Here is a 17,075-nt window from a genome sequence, read left to right as displayed (position 1 = left end):
CTCGGTTCACGCCGGGTTGCCCTGGGCCAGGGTGGAGACGTGGGCCCAGTCCTGCCAGGTCTTGAGGCGCTCGGCGTAGACGTGGGGGATCATGTCCAATCCGTCGGTGCCGAAGAAGACGCGCAGGGGTGGGATGTCGGCGTCGACGATCTTCAGAAGCGCCGGTCCGGCCGCGGTGGGGTCGCCGAGCTTCGCGTCGCGCCAGCCCTCGGCCAGGGTCGCGCGCAACCCGTCGTAGGCGGGCAGCTGCGCGGCGAAGCTGGCGGAGGCGCCTGCCCAGTCGGTGGCGAAGCCGCCGGGCTCGACCAGGGTGACCTTGATCCCGAAGGCGGCGACCTCCTTGGCCAGGGACTCGGTCAGCCCTTCCAGGGCCCACTTGGAGGCGTGGTAGCCACCGAGGCTGGGGTAGGTGGTCACGCCGCCGATGGTGGAGATCTGCACGATGTGGCCGCTGCCCTGCTCGCGCAGCAGGGGCAGCGCGGCCTGGGTCACCCACAGGGCGCCGAAGAAGTTGGTCTCCATCTGGTCGCGGACCTGCCGCTCGGTCAGTTCCTCGACGGCGCCGAACAGGCCGTAGCCGGCGTTGTTGACGACGACGTCCAGGCTGCCGAAGTGCGCGTGCGCCCGCTGGACGGCCTCGGTGGTGGCGGCCTTGTCCGTCACGTCCAGGGGCAGCGCAAGGATCGCCTCGCCGTGGGCGGCGACCAGATCTTTCAGGGAGTCAGTGTCGCGGGCGGTGGCCGCGACCCGGTCGCCGCGCTCCAGGGCGGCGAGGGCGAACTCGCGGCCGAAGCCGCGCGATGAACCGGTGATGAACCAGGCCTTGCTCATGACGTAAACCTCCTGTGGGGATGGGCGGACACCCGTAAGCGGGATGGCTATCCCGATTAACTATACGGGACGAGTATCCCGCTTTCGAGTTCGTTGTGGAGGTGGGCGGCGGTAGCGGCCCGCAGTTCCACGGTCAGCGGCCTTGCACAGGTCGGCAGTGCGTCGTCCTTGTCGTCCTGGGCGAAGAACCTGTCCGTGATCGGCACAATGGCGCGGGCGAACGGATTCGCTGTGTGGGTAGCGAGGACGCGAGCGTGTCCCCCGGTCCGTGACGTACGGCAGCAGGTCCGCCAGGTCCAGGCGGCGCACCTCGGTGCTGCCGCGCACGGAATCCGCCGCCGGCCGGCCGCGCTCCGGGTCCTGTACCGCGACGAGCGCACCCTGCGCGAGAAAGGGGTGGGGTCACTGTTGCTACGTGAGCTGGCCCGGGACATCGGTGTCAGTCACGCGGCGCCGGGGCGCCACTTCATGGACAAGCAGGCGCTGCTCGATGCCTTGGTGCTCGACCGCCACGAGCGGCTGACGCGGACCCTCGGAGGCGCAGGCGATCCCACCCTCCCGGTCCAGCCTCGCCTCACTGTCCTTGCGCGGACCTACGTCACCTTCGCCACCGACAAGCCGTGGTGGAGCCCATGTTCGCCCGCAGGCACAGCCCTGACGCCCCCGAGGAGGTTGTCGGCCTCGCCCATCGGGCATCGCAGCCCTTCGAGCGGGTCATGGTGGACGCCCAGGGGTGCGGCGAGATCATCGAGGGGACCCCGCCCGTCTCGCGCTCGCCGTGGGCGCCGCCCTGCACGGCACCGCCGCGTGCGCGACCCAGGGCGCGGCCGACCCGCAGGCGGAACTCGGCGGCATTGAGGACCTGGTGCGTCTGCTGCTGCACGGTCTCCAGCCCCGCTGAACCTCTTGGAAGCCTTCGCGCCTTTCCGTCAAAACCGGGAAGGCCCTGAAGCGGGCGTTCTCGACCCTGCGAGTAGCGACATGCCCGCCGTCGAGGCGGCAGGTGACTGCGAGAACCGTAGTCCCTCCCGATATGACGCCAGCGGTGTATGCTATCAGTGTAATAATTGCAGATGGGGCTCGTGTGCATGGCTTGGAAGATTGTCGTGGTCGAGCCGGCTCTCTCGTGGCTTCATGGCCTGCGCCGTACTGACCGCGACACCCTGATTCAGGTCAGTCAGGCTGTCACTGCTCTTCAGGAGGAAGGTCCCGCGCTGGGCCGGCCTCTGGTGGACACGATCAAGGGGTCGGTGCTACCGAACCTCAAGGAGCTCCGCCCCGGCTCGGCGGGGGCCACGGAAGTGCGGTTGCTGTTCGTGTTCGACCCGGACCGCCAGGCCGTGATCCTGGTCGGCGGTGACAAGGCGGGCAACTGGTCCGGCTAGTACCGCGTCGCGGTGCCCCAGGCGGAGCAGGCGTACGCGGAGCATCTGAAGCGAATCGATGGAGAGGACGGGGCACGATGACTGATCACCTCAAGGACCCGCAGGCCGCCTCCTGGGGAGACCTGGCCGAGGATTTCGCCTTCACCGATGCCGAAAAGGACCAGATCCAGAAGGGGGCGCAGGCGATGGTCCTGGCCTCTCGTGTGCACCGCCTCGCCGAGTTGCGGAAGCGGCAGCACACGACACAGGTCCAGGTCGCCGAAGCCATGGGTGTCACCCAGGCCCGAGTCTCACGCATCGAGAAGGGTCAGTTGGAGCGCAGCGAGGTCGACACCCTCGCCGCCTACGTCAAGGCGCTCGGCGGCAAGTTGAAGATCGTCGCTGACTTCGGTGATGAGAGCTACGTACTCGGCTGACCTGATCGACGCGCCGCTACCCAGGTCGATGCACAGTCCAGTGGGCGGGATCGCTTCGTGACGTCAGGTGGCCTGGGATGGAGCATCATCGCGTCGGTAAGGGACTCCGCTGCGCGAAGGGTTCCAGCCCCTCGGCTGAACAGGGCGGACGCAGCTGCTGCTCTGGCAAGTGTCCAACTCATCGGCCCCCAGGGGCCATTGAGGGGCCGCAAGGACAGGAACGCATCGACAAACGCTGCACAGGGCTGACACGGATCAGCACGTCTGACCTGCAAGAACGGCGTGAATCGGCAATGATCGGCAAGGACCGCCAAGATCCTCAAAGGACTCATAATCCGTCGGCCGTGGGTTCGAGTCCCAACCGCCCCACCTGCGCAGGCTTCTGACCTGCGGAAACGTTCATTTTTTGAGTGTCGGGGCGTCGACTGCGATGGCAGTTGTCGTCGATCGTCTGAGTCGCGTCTCTCGGGCTCATCTGACGGGAGCGACGCACCGGAAACGGCCCGTACTGAAAACGGCCCTGATGGAGCACCGCAACCTTGTACCGCTCCGCCGGCCGGAGACCGAGACCGGGCGTGCTGAGTGATGCAACCTCTGATCCGACCGAGCGTGCGGCGGCTCCGCGTACCCCAGGGCGTCATCTCGCGGGTGGCTGTGGGAGCTGGGCTGTGGGAGTTCGGCCAGACCTTGCCGGCGTAGCCGCCGCCTCGGGTGCGGCCTGCCCGGCAAGGACGTCGATACTCAAGGCTGGGTCTTCGAGTCTGGCGTAGCGGTTTGGTCGCTACTGCTCCTCCTCGAAGGCCCACTTCTGGTTCCGTCCGACACACCGGGCACCCGGCGGCGTATCGATGATCAGGTTCCTCCACCGACCCGCGACCGGTTATTCACCAGGCCCTCAGAGCTGCTTGAAGAAGTCCAGCAGGGCCGTGTTGACGTCGTCGGGGCGTTCCATCTGGACCCAATGGCCGGCCTCGGGGATGTCGATGATGCCTCGTAGGTCGGAGGCAATGGTGGCGATTCCCGCGGCATCGTAGAACGTGCGGGTGAGGTCGGCTTCGCCGCAGAGGTAGAGGGCGGGCGAGGTGATCGCCGCACCTTGCCAAGGTGCCAGTAGTGACCAGTTGCGGTCCATGTTGCGGAACCAGTTCAGTCCGCCGGTGAACCCGGAGCGTGTGAACGACTCCACCGCGACGTCGATGTCCTCTTCGGTCAGCCAGTTGGGAAGCACGTCGGGATCGGTGAACAGGTCGAGAAAACCTGAGCCGGCCGGGACGATGGGGGGCTGGGTGCTGCCGGGGTGGGTGCTGCCGCCGCCGAGCACTTTCCGGAAGGTGGTGCGCAGGTCGGCGGTGAACTCGGCTTCGGCGATCCCGGGGTGCTGGAAGTAGAGCATGTAGAAGTCGTCGCCGAGGTGTTGGCGCAGTGCGCTCAACGTGGGAACCGGGGACCGCTGAGCGGTTGGGACGCTGATTCCCGCGACTCCGCGAACCAGGTCGGGCCTCAGCATCGCGGTGGTCCACGCGACTGGTGCGCCCCAGTCGTGGCCGACCACGATCGCTTCCTCGGCGCCGAGCGCGTCGATCAGGCCGACGACGTCACCGACGAGGTGCAGGATGGTGTACTGGTCGCTTTCTTCGGGGCGGTCGCTGCGTCCGTAGCCACGCTGGTCGGGCGCCACGACGTGGTATCCGGCGTCGGCGAGCGGCTGCATCTGGTGGCGCCAGGAGTGCGATGTCTCCGGCCAGCCGTGCAGCAACAGGACGAGCGGGCCTTCACCCTGCTCGGCGATGTGGATCGACAGGCCGTTGACGGTGAGGGTGCGGTTGGTGGGCATCGGTTTCTCTTCCTGATCGGAACGTCGAACCTGGTGAGCGGGCTTGTTACGGCTTGCAGTCCTTGCGCGGGTTGCGTTTCCGGCGCTCATTGCCCCGCCGTCAATAGTCGTCAGCGGCGTGCCGCCCATGTTCGATCAGCCGGGCCGCTTCGTCGGCGAGGCCCAGGTTCCAGGCACTCCAGCACCACGTCGTGACCGGCAGCGACCGCCGGCCGCGCCACGGTGCTTCCGACGTTGCCACGATGAGGTGGGGCGTTGCGTCGGCGGCTCCAACCGGCCGGCGACCTTCTGGCCTCGCCAGCGAACGTGAGGCTGGCCAACCTGGGGCGATATGACCAACCGGTGCCGCGCATGCCGCGTTCGGCGGGAACGTGACCGGGGGTGGTTCAGGCGATCAGGAACGGCTTGTCGTACGGGGCGTTGTCCCGGCTGTTGATGATGTGCTGGGCAACCGGGCCGACGGGTACCCGCAGCGGGACGGTGGGCCGCTCGACGAGATCGGCCAGCGCCTCGGCGACCTGCTCGGGGCTAATGATCATCTCGGCCGGGAGGCCTTCGCCGGCGAACAGGGCGGCGTAGGGATCGTGGGGCAGGTCGTAGGTCGGCACGTTGTCCAGAGCGCCGGAGCTGACCGGGCCGGGCTGGGCCAGCGTGACGTCGATGCCGAACCCGGCGACCTCGATAGCCAGGGTTTCGGCGAACGCCTCGAGGGCCCACTTGGTCGCCGCGTAGGCGCCGTTGCCCGGCATCACCGTGCGACCGACGATGCTGGAGACGAACAGCAGCCGACCCGAGGCCCGCTCGCGCATCTGCGGCAGGACGGCCTGGGCCACCCTTATCGCCCCGACGGTATTCTGGCGGAAGAGACGCTCGATCTCGTCCAGCGGGCTCGCCTCGACGGCCCCGGCGAAGACCGCGCCGGCGTTGGACAGCAGTACATCGATGTCGCCGGCTTCCTTGATCGCGGCGTCGACGCCGGCTTGGTCCGTCACGTCCAGCCGCAGCCGGCGTTCCACCTGCAGGTCGGTGAGCGCCTGCGGATCGCGGGCGGTTGCGACGACGCGGTGGCCACGCCGGGCCAGTTCGACGGCGGTGGCACGGCCGATGCCCTTGGAGGCGCCGGTGATCAGGATCGAAGACATGGCACAGCTCCTAGCGAGACGTTGAGGCGAGTGGCGCGCGGTCACGGTCGCCCCTTGTCGGTCTGCTTTTCGGACCAACTGGGGGGACCGTAACAGAGTCAGTCCGAAAATCCAACCGACTGGTGATGGGGCGCAGCGGGATACCGCACCAGTGGTGCCAGTGATGGCTCCGGTGTTGGACAAGCGTCCTGGCAGCACGTCTGGGGTCGGCTTCCCCGGCCCGTCCAGACCCTGCCTGTCGGCCGGCTTGGAGCGCCCACCGCGCCGGAGACAGAACCGGCAGCCGTCGAGCAGCGGTTATCGGTGTGCCGCCTTCCCGATTCGGGGTACGACTCGTCCCTTGGGGAGACCCGCCCGCAGACTCAACGCATCACCCGGCGGTAGCGTCTCGGTCGATCACCGCCGCCCGGCCACCCCCTGCGCAAGGGCGGCTCTCCTGACGACGCCGCCGGCCGGCGGCGAAGGCCAGATCCGTCAACGCCTCGCGGGTGCAGGGCTGCTGCGGCCGGTGGATGCGGGTCAGGCAGGTGGAGCGAACTGATCGCCCCATTCCCGCAACGCCCCCAGCACGGGCCCGATGGCCTTGCCGGCCGCGGTCAAGAAGTATTCGTCGCGGGGAGGGTGTTCACTGTATTGGCGGCGTTCGATGACGCCCGCGTTCTCCAGGTCGCGCAGCCTGTTGGTCAGGGTGTCGCGCGGTGCTCCGGTGTTACTGCGGATGTCGCTGAAGCGCCGGACGCCAAGCCGGATTTCTCGCAGGACCAGCAACGAGTAACGGTCGCCCACGACGCCGAGCGCGTTGGCGATCGAGCAGACTCGCGGTGCTCCGGGCACGTCAAGCCCATACCCCGGATCGGGGGTCGGTCTGGTCGGCGAACTCACTCAATCACTGTAACGCGACCCGCGACGCGCACCGATCCGCCGGCCCGGCGGCACGTACAGAGCTATGCCGACGAGGCCGGCAGCCGTCCACGCGCCGGCCTCGCACCACGGGGGCCGTCAGTTGCTGTAGATGCGCGGCGGCAGCACCAGGATCAGGGCGCGTTGTTGCTCGGTCATGACCTGGTCGTAGGTGTCTCGGTCGTGGTGGCTGCCCCCAGCGGCCCGGAACACTTCGCGCCGCAGAAGACGCAACCGCTCGTCGTCGATTCTCGGCTGCGGATCACAGATCACGAGGAAACCGCAGATGGGAGCCATGTATTCGCCCCGACCAGCGCCCGCAGCCCGGACAGGCCGCCCGCATGGCCGTGCTCCGGGCCTCGACTCGGGCAACCGCGCCGGCCATGTCGACGGACTCCGCGGACATGCCTTCCACTGAGGAGAACAGCAGCTCATGCAGCTGCGGCCGTACTTCGTTCACGGCGCAGCACTGTCGACCACGCAGCCTTCCGGCCGGGCGATTTTCGGGCGACCTCAACTCCGCCACCCGAAGATCGACAGTCACGCCGCGTACGCGACCACGAGAAGTGGACCAGAGCCCGGGAGCGGGAGTCGTTTCCGGTTCAAGGAGTGGGAGCAGCTGACGAGGGAGCCGGGTTCGGGGAGTTCGCCGAGCAGATGGCCGGCCACGGGTTCGCGTTCCCGCACGAGCGGATGAAGGCCAGAGGTCCCCGTCCTCTGCCATCGGCTCCAGAAACCCTGCCGGACGCCGCCGGGGCGATCCGTCTCCTGCCGCGTACTTCGGCGTGCTGCGGGTGCTCCGTCTGCGTGCCCTCAGGTGTTGGCTTCGACGGGGTCGTTGGGGTTGAAGGTGCGGCGGTAGGCAGCGGGTGAAACAGCGAAGGCTGCTCTCATATGGGAGCGCAGGGAGTTCGCGGAGCCGAAGCCGGAGCGGTGGGCGACCAGATCGATCGACAGGTCGGTGGTCTCCAGCAACTGTTTGGCCAGTTCGAGCCGTTGCGCGGTGAGCCACTGCACCGGGGTCATGCCGACCTCGTCGCGGAAACGGCGGGTGAAGGAGCGCAGGCTCATCCGGGCGTGTTCGGCGAGGCGGTTGAGGGAGAGGGGTTCGCCAAGGTGTTCCAGGGCCCAGGCTCGGGTGGCGGTGGTGGAGGCGAAGGTGGGTTCGGGGAACGGGCGGTCGATGTACTGGGCCTGCCCGCCGTCCCGCCAGGGCGGTACGACGCACACGCGGGCGGCGTGGTTGGCGGCGGCGGCGCCGTGGTCGCGGCGGATCATGTGCAGGCACAGGTCGATGCCGGCGGCGACGCCCGCGGAGGTCAGGACGTCGCCGTCGTCGATGAAGAGGACCTCCTCGTCGACCTTGACGCGGGGGTAGGCGCGACGGAACTCGGGGGCGAGGTGCCAGTGGGTGGTGGCGGGCCGGCCGTCGAGGAGTCCGGCTGCGGCCAGGACGTAGGAGCCGGCGCAGATGGACACCAGGCGGGTGCCGGGCCGGATCCGGGCGATGGCCGCGGTGACCTCGGGCGGCAGCGGACCCCCGCGGGCCAGCTCGGGCATGGCGTGCGTGGGCGGGACGATCACGGTGTCGGCGGCGGCCAGGGCTTCCGGGCCGGCCGCGGGTTGCAGGGTGAAACCGGCGTCGCTGAGGACGGGGGCGCCGTCGGCGGTGCAGACGGTGACCTCGTACAGCGGGCGTCCGCCCCTGTCCAGGACGCTGCCGAAGACCCGGGAGGGGATGCCGAGCTCGAAGGGCGGGACACCGGGCAGGGCCAGGACCGCGATGCGGTGCGGTTCTGGCGCCTCGCCGACCCGCTCGGGGTCGGAGTCGGTGCATGGCCACTGGCTCTGGGTCATGGCCAGATCCTGTCACATAGTGGCCAAACGGCCAACGTCGTTGAGGGTGCGGATACCGGATCGTGGAGTGCGTCGCACCGGGAACGGCCCGGGTGGCGCATCCGATCCAGTGGTCGTGGAGCATGGAATGAAAACGATCGGTTTCATCGGTAGTGGCAATATCGGAAGCACTGTGGCGCGGCTGGCGGTCGCCGCCGGTCACGACGTGGTGCTGAGCAACTCGCGCGGCCCGCAGACCCTCCAGGACCTGGTGTCCGAGCTGGGGCCGAAGGCACGCGCCGCGACCCCCGCGGAGGCGGCCTCGGCCGGCGACGTCGTGGTGGTGACCGTGCCGCTGCGGGCGTACCGGGACGTCCCGGCGGAGCCCTTGACGGGCAAGGTGGTCATCGACACCAACAACTACTACCCGCAGCGCGACGGCGTCTTCGACGAGTTGGAGGACGGTTCCAGCACCACCGGTGAGCTGCTGCAGAAGCACCTTCCGCAAGCCCGCGTGGTGAAGGGGTTCAACAACATCTGGTTCGAGCACCTGCGGTCCCTGGCGCGGCCGGTGGGCAGCGCGGACCGGTCAGTGCTGCCGATCGCCGGTGACGACGCGGCCGCCAAGCAGGCGGTCACTGAGCTGCTCGACGGCCTCGGCTTCGACACCGTGGACGCCGGCCCGCTCGCCGAGAACTGGCGCACCCAGGTGGACACCCCGGCCTACGTGAATCCCTACGGTGCTTACGGGGTGCTTCCCGGCACACCGGCGAGCGCCCAGGTCATACGTGAGGCGCTGGCCGCGGCGAAGCCCGCCGCCTGAGACGCTCCTCGGCTCCCGGCCCAGCCCGGCCGAGCGGAAGTCCGGGCCGGCCGCGGTGACTGTGCCGACCGGGTCTCACGACTGCGTTCGTCGGGGCACGGGACGACGACGCCGCGTTGACCCGTCGTCGGGTGCGTTCATCCACATTGCCCATTCGAAGTCAGACGTGCGTCCGAACACTGGAGGTTCCATGCCCAAGGGCTACTGGGTCAGCGCCTATCGCACCATCAAAGACCCTGAGAAGCTGGCTGCTTACAGCAAGCTGACCGCTCGGGCCGTCGCGGCTGGAGGCGGTCGGATCCTCGTCCGTGGCGGTCGGGTCGAGGCGCATGACGCCGGAATCGCCGAGCGCACCGTCCTGATCGAGTTCGACAGCTTCGAGCAGGCCGTCGCGACACACGAGAGTGCGGCCTACCAGGAGGCGCTGGTCGCCCTCTCCGACAGCGTCGAGCGCGACTTCCGCATCATAGAAGGCATCGACTGACCGGGCTCAGTCGCCGACCTGCCCGGCGTCCAGCTCTCATCGGCACCGGGTCGGTCCGCTACGTGACCAACTGCGTGACAACACCCGATCGAGCGCAGACAACCTGTCATCGCAGGTAGACGACCTGCGGAAATGCTTCAGGACGAAGAGGTCGAGGGTTCGGATCCCGCCACCCCGAGCCAGGTCAAGGCCCCCTTCCGATCATGGAAGGGGGCCTTTCCGGCCGCACAGGATCCCGACACGCTGCCCGCACTCGTCATCGACACACTGCTGCGCAGCCAAGGCCGCAGACTGAGCCGAGGCTCCCCAACGGGCGCTCGTACGATGCCATAGCGTGCCGCGCACCCGCTGGTCCTTGGCGGGGGAGTCGCTCCGGACGCTGGGCGTTCTTGATTCCCGTCGCTTCGGAAGGGGAATCCGCTGTGCGGGGGTTCGGCGCCCGTCCTTCAGCCGACGCGATCGTCCTTCATGCCTTCGCCACGGTCCTGTCGGGCCTCGTTGAGGCCGAGTTGAGGCCACAAGGACAGGAACAGACCGACAAGGGCTGACGAGCCCCACCATGGATAACCGCATCTGACCTGCGAAAATGTCAAGGATGAGCGTTGATCGGCAGGGACCGCCAAGATCCTCGAAGGACTCATCATCCGTCGGCCGTGGGTTCGAGTCCCACCCGCCCCACCCAGTTCGGCGGAGGTCGGGGGAGTTCGGGAGTTCCAACCCGTCTGACCTGCGGCGGGGTAGGTGCTCGCGGTTACCGACCGTCGTTCGGGCGACTGCTCTGAGGGGCGATGCCAAGCCCCAGGGGCCGTACCGGGGCCGGGACGGCGCGGTCGTGTCCGGTCGACGGTGTCTACGGGGCGGCTCGTTGTCCCATGAGCCGCTTGTGCGGCAGGGCCGCCATCGCGCTGTGCAGACAGGCCGGGAAGATCACCGCCCAATGCAACAGCATGATCAGCGGGCATGCTCGGGCCCGCGAGCTGCATCGGCTTTCCTGGGCAAGTCGGCGTGGCGGGTCAGGGAACCCGCTGACGGCAGGCCTCAGGTCGCCCTTGCCTGCCCGGCGGCGCCGGGCCACGGGGAGAAGAGGAGGATCAGGCAAGTGTCGCCTGGCGACCATCGGGTGACCGCTGTCCGCCAGGCGATTTGCCGGAGTCCAGGGAATGCTGAGGAGCGTCACCGCGAGCGAAAGCCGCCGACACGCCTTGCGAAGCACCCGAACCCACCGGAAGGAATCTCACGCCATGACCGAGACCGTGCCCAAGGCTCCGACTGCACCAGGGGTGCGGTCCTGGTGGGGAATCCCGTACGCCACCGCCGAGCGGTATCGCCGCCCCGTGGTCGCGGACTTCGATCCGAGTCTCCCGTACGACCGGAAGGGCGTCGTCGCGATCCAGCCCGACAGCGGCGACTGGCTCGAAGCGGACAGCGGGATGGGCGAGGACTGCCTGAACCTGAACGTGTGGGCCCCCGAGCAGCCGGCCGACAAGACGCTCCCGGTGACCGTGTACATCCACGGCGGCGGATTCGAGTACGGCGCGAACACCCAGATCACCTCGAACGCCGCCGGTCTCGCCGCGACGGGACGCGTGGTGGGCGTGTCCGTCAACTACCGGCTCGGCGCCCTGGGCCCGCTCTCGCTCTCGCAGTACGGCGGGAAGCTCGTCGAGGCCAGCAACCTCTTCCTCCAGGACATCATCGCCGCGCTCACCTGGGTCCAGCGGAACATCGCCCACTTCGGCGGCGACCCCGACAACGTCACCGTCTACGGCCACAGCGGCGGCGCCTACTCATCCCTCGGTCTGCTCGGCGCCTCCTCCGCCGACGGCCTGTACCGGCGCCTGGCCGGGTTCTCCGGCGGGCCCGCCCGCTCCATCCCGGCCTGGTGGGCCGAGGAACTCGCGCACTTGTTCGTCACCGAACTCGGCGTCGCGGACAACCCGGAGAAGCTGCTGGACCTCGACCCGCTCTCCCTGCGGGACGCCCTGCGCAAGGTCGCCCCGACGGACCTCGGAGTCCGCGGCGGGGTGGACAACAAGGCCACCGGCGTCGTCCTGGACCTCGGGCAGCCCGGCGCGGTGGTGCACGCCCACCCCATGGACGTCCTCGCCTCGGGCGCGCACCGCGATGTCGACATCCTGCTGAGCATGGCCAGCGACGACATGGGCTGGTGGGTGGCGAACGACCTCGACCGGTTCGACCCGGGCACCGTCGACCGCGTTGTCGACGAGGTCGCGGGGTGGCGCATCTCCCGCTCCCGCGCGCAGAAGATCGTCGACGCCTACGACCAGGGCGGCCGTACCCCGGCCGAGGTCCGCGCCGCGGTCATGGCGGACTACCTCTTCGCGATCCCCGCCGCCCGCGGCGCCCTGGCCCACGCCGCCGCCGGCGGCAACGCCCACCTCCTCCTGATCGGCCCCGCCGAGGGCGCGCCCGCCGTGCACGGCACCGAGATGTACGCCCTGGTCGGCCAGGAACAGCCGGGTCGCAGCGCCGAACAGGCCGAGCGTGACACGCGGATCCGCGACATCGTGCTCGACTTCGCCACCGGCGAGCACTCCCGTCTGTGGCCCGCGGTCACGGACAAGCCCACCTCGGAAACCGTCGGCAACTCTCCCTTCGAGGGCACCGCCCACTACCAGCAGGTCCTCGACCTGTGGGAAGGCATCGACCGCCCCTGACGGCCGACGGGCGATACGGACGAGGCAGGGGACAACAGGGAGCGAGGTACTCGACATGAGTCAACCGACAGCAGCCGGCGACGCCGTACCCGCGACGATGAGGGCCGTCGTCGTCACCCGGCCCGGCGGCCTCGACGCACTGGAGATCCAGGATGTGCCGGTGCCCGTCCGCAAGCCCGGCTGGGTGCGGATCAAGGTCAAAGCGTTCGGCGTCAACGAATCCGAGGTCTCCACCCGCAAGGGCGAGTCCGATGGGGAGGTCACCTACCCGCGTGTGCCCGGCATCGAGGGCGTCGGCGTGGTCGATGACGCCGACGAGGACAGCGGCCTGCGGCCGGGCCAGCAGGTGGCCACCATGATGGGCGGCATGGGCCGCTCCTACGACGGTGCCTACGCCCAGTACGTGACCGTCCCCGTGGCACAGGTCATCCCGTTCGAGACCAGCCTGCCGTGGGAGGTCGTCGGTGCGCTGCCGGAGATGTTCCAGACCGCCTACGGATCGCTGACCACCGGCCTGGATCTCAGGGCCGGGCAGACGTTGCTGATCCGCGGCGGCACCTCCACGGTCGGGCTGAGCGCGGCGGCGATCGCGAAGGATCTGGGAGCGACCGTGCTGTCCACCACCCGCACCGCGGTGAGGTCAGGGGAACTGAGGGCCGCAGGCGTCGACCACCCCCTCGTCGACAACGGCACCCTCGCCGACCAGGTGCGCGAGCTGATCCCGGACGGCGTCGACGCCGCCCTGGAACTGGTCGGCTGCTCGGCCCTCCCCGACACCCTCAACGCCGTCCGCCGCCACGGCACGGTCTGCTTCACCGGAGCCCTGGCGGGCCAGTGGACGATCCCCGACTTCAGCCCGTTCATGATCCCGGGCGGGGTGCGGCTGACCTCCTACAGCGGTCAGGCCGCCGACCTCCCGGCCGACGTCCTCGCCCACCAGCTCCAGGCCATCGCCGAAGGACGCCTCCACGTCCCGGTCGCGAAGACCTACCACGGCCTGGAACAGGTCCGCGACGCCCAGGCCGACCTCGAATCCGGAGCCACGCCGGGCAAGCACGTCGTCGTCCTCGACGACTGAAACCTGATCGCGGGATGCGACAAGGTCATCGCACACATCGTGCGTGGTGGGTGCCTCAGCTCGGCGGTGGGCGTCGCTGCTCCCCGTTGGTTCCGAAGGAGAGAAGAGATGACGGACCAGACAGCAGCAGACTTTTTCGGTGCCACGACCATCCGGCCCCCGTTGGACCCGGAGCTCGCGCCCGTCGAGCAGGCGCGGGGCGCTGTTTTTCCGGCCTTGACGGATGAGACCCTCCGCGAGATCCGGCGGCAGATCGCCGCGGGTTCCCCCGGGTTGGATTCGGAGGCTCTGACGGCGGGCGGCAGAGTGCGGGTGGAGGAGCGCCAGGTGCCGGGGCCGGAAGGCGAGTCGGACATCACGGTGCTGATCCTCAGCCCCGTCGAGGACCGAGGCCCCAAGGGAGGCATCCTCAGCCTCCACGGGGGCGGGATGATCATGGGGGGACGCCGGGACCACGTGAGTCATCTCCTTCCCCATGTGATCGAGGGGAGTGCGGTCGTCGTGTCGGTCGAGTACCGACTGGCGCCGGATCACCCCGATCCCGCGCCGGTCGAGGACTGTTACGCGGGCCTGGTGTGGATGGCGAAGAACGCGGCCGAGCTCGGTATCGACCCCGAGCGCCTCATGATCGCCGGAGTCAGTGGCGGCGGCGGCCTCGCGGCGGGGACCGCGCTGCTCGCCCGGGACCGTGCCTTTCCCTCGCTCAGCCACCAGGTTCTGATCTGCCCCATGCTCGACGACCGCTTCGAGACGCACAGCAGTCGCATGGTGGACCGCGAAGGCGTATGGGACCGCCAAAGCAACCTGTACGCGTGGACCTCCGTACTGGGCGAGCGGCGCGGCGGCCCGGACGTGTCGCAGTACGCCGCGCCGGCCCGCGCCGAGGACCTCAGCCGGCTGCCGCGCACCTACATCGACACCGGCTCGGCCGAGGGGTTCCGCGACGAGATCCTGAGCTACGCAGGCCGCCTGTCCGAGGCGGGAGTGAGCGTCGATCTGCACATGTGGGGCGGGAGCTTCCACGGGTTCGACATGACGGTGGATCACGCGGCTGTGTCGCGCGCTTCCAGCGCGACCCGTGAGGAGTACATCCGGCGGGCCTTTGACAGGTGAGCGGTGCGACAGGACACCGCCCGACAGACGGCCCTGGCTCTCCCCGACGTCAGCCACGGCTACCCCTTCACCCCGGGACTCGACGTGTATAAGGTCGCGGGCAAGGTGTTTCTGATCGTCACCGACGACCCGGACGAACGGATCATCACGGTGAAGTGCGAACCTGAGCGCGCGCGGGCACTGGAGCGCGGCCACGCCTCGATCACACCGGGTCGCTACCTCGACAAACGCCACTGGATCTCAGTGGGGCCCGGACCCGGCATCACCGAGCGGCTGGTCACCGACGCGGTCGAGGATTCCTACGACCTGGCCATCGAGCGGCTGCCGCGACGCGACCGGCCCCGTGCCCGATGAGCGCAGCGAGCTTCCCCGCGAGAGGCTGAGCCGACGCCTGTCAGCGCCCCGTGCACCACTCACCGCGTCCTGATACGTCCGCCTCCGACCCGAGAGACCGATGGAACCGACCCTGCCGCTCTTCGGCGAGGAGCCCGCCCGGCCCCTCGCCGACCGCCTGCGCCCCACCCAGCTGGACGATGTCGTCGGACAGGACCACCTCCTGGCCCCGGACGCCCCACTGGGCCGCTTGCTCGCACAGCGTCGCCTCAGCTCAGCGATCCTGTGGGGACCGCCCGGCGTCGGCAAGACGACCATTGCCCGGCTCCTCGCCGACGCCGCCGGCCTCGCCTTCGAACCGGTGTCGGCCACCTTCTCCGGCGTGGCCGAACTGCGCAAGGTGTTCGCCGCCGCCCGCAGTCGACGCACCGTCGGGCAGGGCACCCTGTTGTTCGTCGACGAGATCCACCGCTTCAACCGGGCTCAGCAGGACAGCTTCCTGCCCTACGTCGAGGACGGCACGATCACCCTGATCGGTGCCACCACCGAGAACCCGAGCTTCGAACTCAACGGCGCCCTGCTCTCCCGCACCCAGGTCCTCGTCCTCAAACGCCTCGACGAGCAAGCCCTGTCCACCCTGCTCGACCGCGCCGAAACCCTCATCGGCCACCCACTGCCCCTGGATGACGACGCCCGCAACGCCCTGATCGCCATGGCCGACGGTGACGGCCGCTACCTGCTCAACATGGCCGAACAGCTCCAGACCCTCCCCACTCCCGGGACCCCCCTGGACACCACCGCGCTCGCCCACCACATCCAGCAGCGCGCCCCGCTGTACGACAAGGCGCAGGAGGGTCACTACAACCTGATCTCCGCGCTCCACAAGTCGATGCGCGGCTCCGACCCGGACGCGGCCCTGTACTGGCTGGCCCGCATGCTCGACGGCGGCGAGGATCCGCTGTTCATCGCCCGCCGCCTGACCCGCTTCGCGAACGAGGACATCGGCATGGCCGACCCGCACGCCGTCCAGCAGACGCTCGCCGCCTGGGACGTGTACGAGCGACTCGGCTCTCCCGAGGGCGAGTTGGCGATCGCCCAGGCGGTCGTCTACCTCGCCACCGCCCCCAAATCCATCGCCGTCTACCGCGGCTTCAACGCCGCCCACCGGTCCGCCCGACGCACCGGCTCGCTCATGCCACCCGCCCACATCCTCAACGCCCCGACCCGGCTGATGAAGGACATCGGCTACGGCAAGGGTTATCAGTACGACCCCGACACCGCTGACGGCTTCTCCGGCGCCGGCTACTTTCCCGAGAACATGAGCCGCGAGACGTACTACGAACCCACCCGCAACGGCTACGAAGCCCAGATCGCCGAGCGTCTACGCCAGTGGGCCGCCCTGCGGGCTCGTAGGCAAGGGTGAGCGGCAAGGGCGAACGCCGCCGTCCGGGGAATGTGGGGGCAGGGCTGCCGCCGGTCCGGGGGACCTCAGTGCGCTCGGGGGAAAAGCTGTTCGACAGCGGTCACCACCGCGGCGCGGCGGGCGGCGATGGTGGGGTCCACGGCGTGTGCGGCGGCGGCCTTGCTGAGTTCGGGCTGGGCCGCCCAGGTCGTGGCGATCTGGTTGACCAGGGCGAGGACGTCGGCCGGCTCCCAGGCGGGGTCGAGCTGTCCGGCCTGTTGCGCCTGGCGGAGCTGGTCGATTTTGCGGGCGATCAATGCCTGGGAGTGCTCGTCGGCAGCGGTTGTGGTGCCCGGCAGTTCGAGGCGGCCCCAGGTGATCAGGCGGTGGTGGTCCGGACGGGCGACGAAGTAGTCGAACAGGCGGCCCGCGTAGCCAGGTAGGTCGGACGGGTCCAGCTGGGTGGCCTGGGCGATGACGACGTGCTCCTGCGCGGCGACGTCGGCATAGAGCGCGTCTTTGCCGCGGAAGTAGGCGTAGACGCGTTCCTTGCTCGTCTTGGCGAGTTTGGCGATGCGGTCCACGCGGGCGCCGGCGATGCCGTGGCGGGCGAACTCCTCCATGGCAGCGGTGAGGATGCGCTCGCGCGTGGTGTCACTGGAGGGGGCGGGCGCGGCTCTCTGGCCGGAGTCGCGGGACTGGGGCATGGCTCCAGGATAGAGCACCGAACTATTCGGTTTGGCATCTGGGCCATTGGCGCATAGAGTCAAACGGAACAGTTCGGTTTGGCCTCTGGGGGTGAAGCCGGCGAATCACTGAG

The 17,075-nt window shown here is 69.1% G+C and carries 17 protein-coding genes and 1 tRNA gene; 11 read left to right on the top strand and 7 right to left on the bottom strand.

Annotated elements, in window-relative coordinates:
- Positions 1–6: 6 nt before the first annotated feature.
- Positions 7–831, bottom strand: coding sequence for an SDR family oxidoreductase (locus tag ACFYRX_RS28390; protein WP_389105381.1), 825 nt, complete (start codon positions 829–831; stop codon positions 7–9).
- A gap of 733 nt (positions 832–1,564) precedes the next feature.
- Here ACFYRX_RS28390 and ACFYRX_RS28385 point away from each other — a divergent pair.
- The 3 genes from ACFYRX_RS28385 to ACFYRX_RS28375 all read left to right on the top strand — a co-directional run bounded on the left by ACFYRX_RS28385 (position 1,565) and on the right by ACFYRX_RS28375 (position 2,632).
- Positions 1,565–1,732: a hypothetical protein gene (locus tag ACFYRX_RS28385; RefSeq protein ID WP_389105378.1), complete on the top strand. Its 168-nt coding sequence runs from the start codon at positions 1,565–1,567 to the stop codon at positions 1,730–1,732.
- 187 nt (positions 1,733–1,919) lie between these two features.
- Entirely contained in the window at positions 1,920–2,216 is a 297-nt protein-coding gene (locus ACFYRX_RS28380; protein ID WP_389105375.1) for a type II toxin-antitoxin system RelE/ParE family toxin, read from the top strand.
- A gap of 77 nt (positions 2,217–2,293) precedes the next feature.
- Positions 2,294–2,632: an XRE family transcriptional regulator gene (locus ACFYRX_RS28375; RefSeq protein ID WP_389105372.1), complete on the top strand. Its 339-nt coding sequence runs from the start codon at positions 2,294–2,296 to the stop codon at positions 2,630–2,632.
- A gap of 895 nt (positions 2,633–3,527) precedes the next feature.
- On the opposite strand, the gene ACFYRX_RS28370 is transcribed toward ACFYRX_RS28375, so the two are convergent.
- The 5 genes from ACFYRX_RS28370 to ACFYRX_RS28350 form a co-directional block, all read right to left on the bottom strand.
- Complete coding sequence (locus ACFYRX_RS28370; protein ID WP_389105370.1) at positions 3,528–4,595, bottom strand: alpha/beta fold hydrolase; 1,068 nt, start codon at positions 4,593–4,595, stop codon at positions 3,528–3,530.
- Positions 4,596–4,852: 257 nt separating this feature from the next.
- Positions 4,853–5,608, bottom strand: a complete 756-nt coding sequence (locus ACFYRX_RS28365) for an SDR family oxidoreductase (protein WP_389105367.1) — start codon at positions 5,606–5,608, stop codon at positions 4,853–4,855.
- A gap of 519 nt (positions 5,609–6,127) precedes the next feature.
- On the bottom strand, positions 6,128–6,490 hold the full coding sequence (locus tag ACFYRX_RS28360; protein WP_389105364.1) for a winged helix-turn-helix transcriptional regulator: 363 nt from the start codon (positions 6,488–6,490) through the stop codon (positions 6,128–6,130).
- A 117-nt stretch (positions 6,491–6,607) separates the two neighbouring features.
- Positions 6,608–6,805 carry a hypothetical protein gene (locus tag ACFYRX_RS28355; protein WP_389105362.1) on the bottom strand — a complete coding sequence of 66 codons (198 nt, stop codon included), beginning with the start codon at positions 6,803–6,805 and terminating at the stop codon, positions 6,608–6,610.
- 516 nt (positions 6,806–7,321) lie between these two features.
- Positions 7,322–8,365 carry a GlxA family transcriptional regulator gene (locus ACFYRX_RS28350; RefSeq protein ID WP_389105359.1) on the bottom strand — a complete coding sequence of 348 codons (1,044 nt, stop codon included), beginning with the start codon at positions 8,363–8,365 and terminating at the stop codon, positions 7,322–7,324.
- On the opposite strand from ACFYRX_RS28350, the gene ACFYRX_RS28345 reads away from it, so the two are divergent.
- From ACFYRX_RS28345 to ACFYRX_RS28310, 8 genes are all read left to right on the top strand, one after another.
- Positions 8,247–9,167 (top strand): NADPH-dependent F420 reductase, encoded by a 921-nt coding sequence (locus tag ACFYRX_RS28345; RefSeq protein ID WP_389105357.1) that lies wholly within the window; start codon positions 8,247–8,249, stop codon positions 9,165–9,167. The two genes, ACFYRX_RS28350 and ACFYRX_RS28345, sit on opposite strands and share 119 nt — an antisense overlap.
- Positions 9,168–9,357: 190 nt before the next feature.
- Complete coding sequence (locus ACFYRX_RS28340; RefSeq protein WP_356112114.1) at positions 9,358–9,651, top strand: DUF1330 domain-containing protein; 294 nt, start codon at positions 9,358–9,360, stop codon at positions 9,649–9,651.
- A gap of 601 nt (positions 9,652–10,252) precedes the next feature.
- Positions 10,253–10,329: transfer RNA gene (locus tag ACFYRX_RS28335), tRNA-Met, on the top strand.
- A 563-nt stretch (positions 10,330–10,892) separates the two neighbouring features.
- Positions 10,893–12,329: a carboxylesterase family protein gene (locus ACFYRX_RS28330; RefSeq protein WP_389105353.1), complete on the top strand. Its 1,437-nt coding sequence runs from the start codon at positions 10,893–10,895 to the stop codon at positions 12,327–12,329.
- A gap of 55 nt (positions 12,330–12,384) precedes the next feature.
- Entirely contained in the window at positions 12,385–13,407 is a 1,023-nt protein-coding gene (locus tag ACFYRX_RS28325; RefSeq protein ID WP_389105350.1) for an alcohol dehydrogenase catalytic domain-containing protein, read from the top strand.
- A 108-nt stretch (positions 13,408–13,515) separates the two neighbouring features.
- Entirely contained in the window at positions 13,516–14,520 is a 1,005-nt protein-coding gene (locus ACFYRX_RS28320) for an alpha/beta hydrolase fold domain-containing protein (protein WP_389105347.1), read from the top strand.
- Positions 14,521–14,523: 3 nt separating this feature from the next.
- Positions 14,524–14,874: an MmcQ/YjbR family DNA-binding protein gene (locus ACFYRX_RS28315; RefSeq protein ID WP_389105345.1), complete on the top strand. Its 351-nt coding sequence runs from the start codon at positions 14,524–14,526 to the stop codon at positions 14,872–14,874.
- A gap of 100 nt (positions 14,875–14,974) precedes the next feature.
- Positions 14,975–16,276: a replication-associated recombination protein A gene (locus tag ACFYRX_RS28310; protein WP_389105342.1), complete on the top strand. Its 1,302-nt coding sequence runs from the start codon at positions 14,975–14,977 to the stop codon at positions 16,274–16,276.
- A 65-nt stretch (positions 16,277–16,341) separates the two neighbouring features.
- Here ACFYRX_RS28310 and ACFYRX_RS28305 read toward each other — a convergent pair whose 3' ends face one another.
- Positions 16,342–16,962: a TetR family transcriptional regulator gene (locus ACFYRX_RS28305; RefSeq protein WP_389105339.1), complete on the bottom strand. Its 621-nt coding sequence runs from the start codon at positions 16,960–16,962 to the stop codon at positions 16,342–16,344.
- Positions 16,963–17,075: the final 113 nt, after the last annotated feature.

The organism is Streptomyces sp. NPDC005374 (genome assembly GCF_042872225.1).
Taxonomy (GTDB): Bacteria; Actinomycetota; Actinomycetes; order Streptomycetales; family Streptomycetaceae; genus Streptomyces.
Note: the sequence above shows the minus strand (reverse complement) of the source record. Positions and strands in the feature narration are given on the sequence as shown.

What these genes read in the sequence shown, in the direction of transcription:
- ACFYRX_RS28390 (WP_389105381.1), bottom strand. Translation starts at nt 831, where the DNA reads ATGAGCAAGGCCTGGTTCATCACCGGTTCATCGCGCGGCTTCGGCCGC.
- ACFYRX_RS28380 (WP_389105375.1), top strand. Translation starts at nt 1,920, where the DNA reads ATGGCTTGGAAGATTGTCGTGGTCGAGCCGGCTCTCTCGTGGCTTCAT.
- ACFYRX_RS28375 (WP_389105372.1), top strand. Translation starts at nt 2,294, where the DNA reads ATGACTGATCACCTCAAGGACCCGCAGGCCGCCTCCTGGGGAGACCTG.
- ACFYRX_RS28370 (WP_389105370.1), bottom strand. Translation starts at nt 4,595, where the DNA reads ATGGGCGGCACGCCGCTGACGACTATTGACGGCGGGGCAATGAGCGCC.
- ACFYRX_RS28365 (WP_389105367.1), bottom strand. Translation starts at nt 5,608, where the DNA reads ATGTCTTCGATCCTGATCACCGGCGCCTCCAAGGGCATCGGCCGTGCC.
- ACFYRX_RS28355 (WP_389105362.1), bottom strand. Translation starts at nt 6,805, where the DNA reads ATGGCTCCCATCTGCGGTTTCCTCGTGATCTGTGATCCGCAGCCGAGA.
- ACFYRX_RS28345 (WP_389105357.1), top strand. Translation starts at nt 8,247, where the DNA reads ATGCCGAGCTCGAAGGGCGGGACACCGGGCAGGGCCAGGACCGCGATG.
- ACFYRX_RS28350 (WP_389105359.1), bottom strand. Translation starts at nt 8,365, where the DNA reads ATGACCCAGAGCCAGTGGCCATGCACCGACTCCGACCCCGAGCGGGTC.
- ACFYRX_RS28340 (WP_356112114.1), top strand. Translation starts at nt 9,358, where the DNA reads ATGCCCAAGGGCTACTGGGTCAGCGCCTATCGCACCATCAAAGACCCT.
- ACFYRX_RS28330 (WP_389105353.1), top strand. Translation starts at nt 10,893, where the DNA reads ATGACCGAGACCGTGCCCAAGGCTCCGACTGCACCAGGGGTGCGGTCC.
- ACFYRX_RS28325 (WP_389105350.1), top strand. Translation starts at nt 12,385, where the DNA reads ATGAGTCAACCGACAGCAGCCGGCGACGCCGTACCCGCGACGATGAGG.
- ACFYRX_RS28320 (WP_389105347.1), top strand. Translation starts at nt 13,516, where the DNA reads ATGACGGACCAGACAGCAGCAGACTTTTTCGGTGCCACGACCATCCGG.
- ACFYRX_RS28310 (WP_389105342.1), top strand. Translation starts at nt 14,975, where the DNA reads ATGGAACCGACCCTGCCGCTCTTCGGCGAGGAGCCCGCCCGGCCCCTC.
- ACFYRX_RS28305 (WP_389105339.1), bottom strand. Translation starts at nt 16,962, where the DNA reads ATGCCCCAGTCCCGCGACTCCGGCCAGAGAGCCGCGCCCGCCCCCTCC.